Here is a 2,734-nt window from a genome sequence, read left to right on the forward strand (position 1 = left end):
GCCCAGATCGCCCATGACCGAATCGATCGCCGTCTGCTGGTCGTCGGTTTCCTCATAGGGAAACCGCGCGGAGAATTCGCCATAGAGACCTTCCGCCGGCACCAGCGAAGGAGCGGCGCGCATCTGCCGCTCTGCGGCGATGCGGATCAACTGGCCGGCCATGTCGAGCAGCCGCCGCTTCAGCCGCGCCTTGCGCGATTGCCAGGCGCCGCCACCAAGCTTGTCCAATGTCGCTTCGGCCGAATCCGAGCCATAGCGTGACAGCAGTTCGATGTTCTCAACCGGCAGAAACAGCCGGTCGTCGCCGGCATAATGGATTTCTAGGCAATCATGCGGCGCACCGACCGCCTCGATAGTGCGCAGCCCGATGAAGCGGCCAATGCCGTGGTCGGTGTGGACGACAATGTCGCCGGAGGACAACGCCGAGGCTTCGGCGATGAAGTCCGAAGCGCGTTTCTTGCGCTTCGAGCGACGGATCAGCCGGTCACCCAGAATGTCCTGCTCGGCGACGACGACCAGTTTCTCGGTCTCGAAGCCGGATTCGAGCGGCAGCACGGCAAGTGCCGCCTGCCCTGGTTCGAGCTTTTCCGCCTCGGCCAGCGTGGCCACCGGCTTGAGATTGCCGAGATGATGTTCAGCCAGGATCTGGCCGAGCCGGTCTAGCGAACCTTCTGTCCAGCCGGCGACGACGACGCGGCGGCGGGCGGCCCGCTCATCGGCAATGTGTTTTACGACGACGTCGAAGACGTTGATGGTGGGATCGGCGCGTTCCTCGACGAAGCTGCGGCCCTGCCGCGAGCCGGCATGGAAGATTTTCTTCGCGCCGGCATCGGGCGCATCGAAGGGCGTGAAGTCGACCGCTTCGCGCGGCCCAAGCGAGGCGATGAGGTTTTCGGGCGACAGATAAAGCAGGTCCGGCGGCACCGGCTTGTACGGAACGGCGTCCTTCAGCGCGCCGTCCGCCTGCTTCCTGCGCGCCTCATAGTGGTCCAGGATCAGCGTATGACGTTCTGCCAGCGCTTCATGCGCCAGATGGTCGAACACGACAGGCATGTCCGGCAGATAGTCGAACACCGTCTCCAGCCGCTCATAGAAGAACGGCAGCCAATGCTCCATGCCGGCGAAACGCCGTCCCTCGCTGACCGCCGCATAGAGCCCGTCGTCGCGCGAAGGCGCGCCAAAGGCTTCGATGTAGCTGCGGCGGAAACGGCTGATGGTCTCCGGCGTCAGCGCCACTTCGCTCATCGCCTGCAGCGCCATCGACTTGCGCTGGCCGGTGGTGCGCTGAGTGGCGGCGTCGAAGACGCGGATTGATTCCAGCGTGTCGCCGAAGAAATCGAGCCTGAGCGCTTCCGTCCAGCCAGGTGCGAACAGGTCAAGAATGCCGCCGCGCACGGCAAACTCGCCGACGCCGCGGACGGTCGGCACCCGCTCGAAGCCTGACGTCTCCAGTCGCGACACCAGTGCATTCATGTCGATCTGGTTGCCGGGTTTGGCGTGGAAGGTCTGCGCCTCGATGAGGCTTGCCGGCGGAATGCGCTGCAGCAGCGCATTGGCGGTAGTCAGGATGACGGCGCGGTGCGGTTTTTTCACCAGGGCGATCATCGCGGTGAGCGCATCCAGACGCCGTGCGGCAGCATCCGCCCCGGGCGAGACGCGGTCGTAAGGCAGACAATCCCAGGCTGGCAGTTCGAGCACCGGCAGGCCTGGCGCGGCGAATGACAGCGCCTCAACGATCGAAGGCAGGCGCTGGCCGTCGCGAGCCACGAACAGCACCGGCTTGTCGGGCGCGATCTCGTGCGCGGCCTGCACCAGCGCAAAGGCTTCGTAGCCGTCGGCGACACCGTCGACGATGAACTGGCCGGCGCGGCCTTTCGGCAGGCCAATGGTGGGGATCAAGCTCATGAAATCACGTATTCAGAATGTCATCGCCTGGCGCGACGCCAAGATCTTTTGCAGGACGGCACACTCGATATCAGCCGGAACTGGGCGCTCGCCGGTGACCACGGGCAGGAATTCGGTGTCGGGAATGTCGAGGAGCCTCTCATATTGGTCGAGTTCGTCGCCGGTCAAGGCGCCGATCTCGGCGTCTGCGAAACTGCCGAGAATGAGGTCCATTTCGCGCATGCCGCGATGCCAGGACCGAAACAGAAGCTTGCGGCGGCGGGCGTCGAGCCCCTCGCTAGATCGTCCCGTTCCCGTCATCGTCCAGTATCCTTGCCTGAAGCGGGGCATATAGCGTGGATAGAGGGCGGTGTCAGCCTTGCGCTGCGGCTGTCGCGACATAAGCTGACATCATGCGTCCTTCCCTCCTCGATCCGCTGTTTGTCCCGATCACCTCGCTTGCCGGCGTCGGGCCGAAGGTCGGCGCACTGATCGAGAAAATCGTGCCGGCCGATCTCGGCGACCGAGCGGCGCGCGCCGGCGATCTTCTGTTCGTGCTGCCCCACACGGTGATCGACCGCCGCAACCGGCCGCGCATCGCCGGTTCGGCCGAAGGCGCGATCGTCACCCTCGAAGTACGCATCGACCGCCACCAGGCGCCGCCGCGCGGCAACAGATCGGTGCCGTACCGGGTGTACGCCCATGACGACACCGGCGAGATCGCGCTGACCTTCTTCCATGCGCACGCCGCCTATCTCGAAAAGGCGATGCCCCAGGGTGAGCATGTCGTGGTCTCGGGTCGAATGGAATGGTTCAACGGCCGGCCGACCATGGTCCACCCAGACCACAT

At 64.8% G+C, this 2,734-nt stretch carries 3 protein-coding genes; 1 reads left to right on the plus strand and 2 read right to left on the minus strand.

Annotation, left to right across the window (positions count from 1 at the left end):
• Window positions 1-1,905 (minus strand): CarD family transcriptional regulator (locus tag EOA85_RS31955; RefSeq protein ID WP_281033818.1); only part of this gene is annotated, 1,905 nt, incomplete at its 3' end.
• 12 nt (window positions 1,906-1,917) lie between these two features.
• On the minus strand, window positions 1,918-2,205 hold the full coding sequence (locus tag EOA85_RS31960) for a succinate dehydrogenase assembly factor 2 (protein ID WP_127212391.1): 288 nt from the start codon (window positions 2,203-2,205) through the stop codon (window positions 1,918-1,920).
• A 92-nt stretch (window positions 2,206-2,297) separates the two neighbouring features.
• Between EOA85_RS31960 and EOA85_RS31965 the strand changes: the two genes are divergently transcribed.
• The coding region (locus EOA85_RS31965) for an OB-fold nucleic acid binding domain-containing protein (protein WP_348627953.1) at window positions 2,298-2,734 on the plus strand (437 nt) is incomplete at its 3' end.

It is taken from the genome of Mesorhizobium sp. M5C.F.Ca.IN.020.29.1.1, from assembly GCF_003997375.1.
Classification (GTDB): Bacteria; Pseudomonadota; Alphaproteobacteria; order Rhizobiales; family Rhizobiaceae; genus Mesorhizobium; species Mesorhizobium wenxiniae.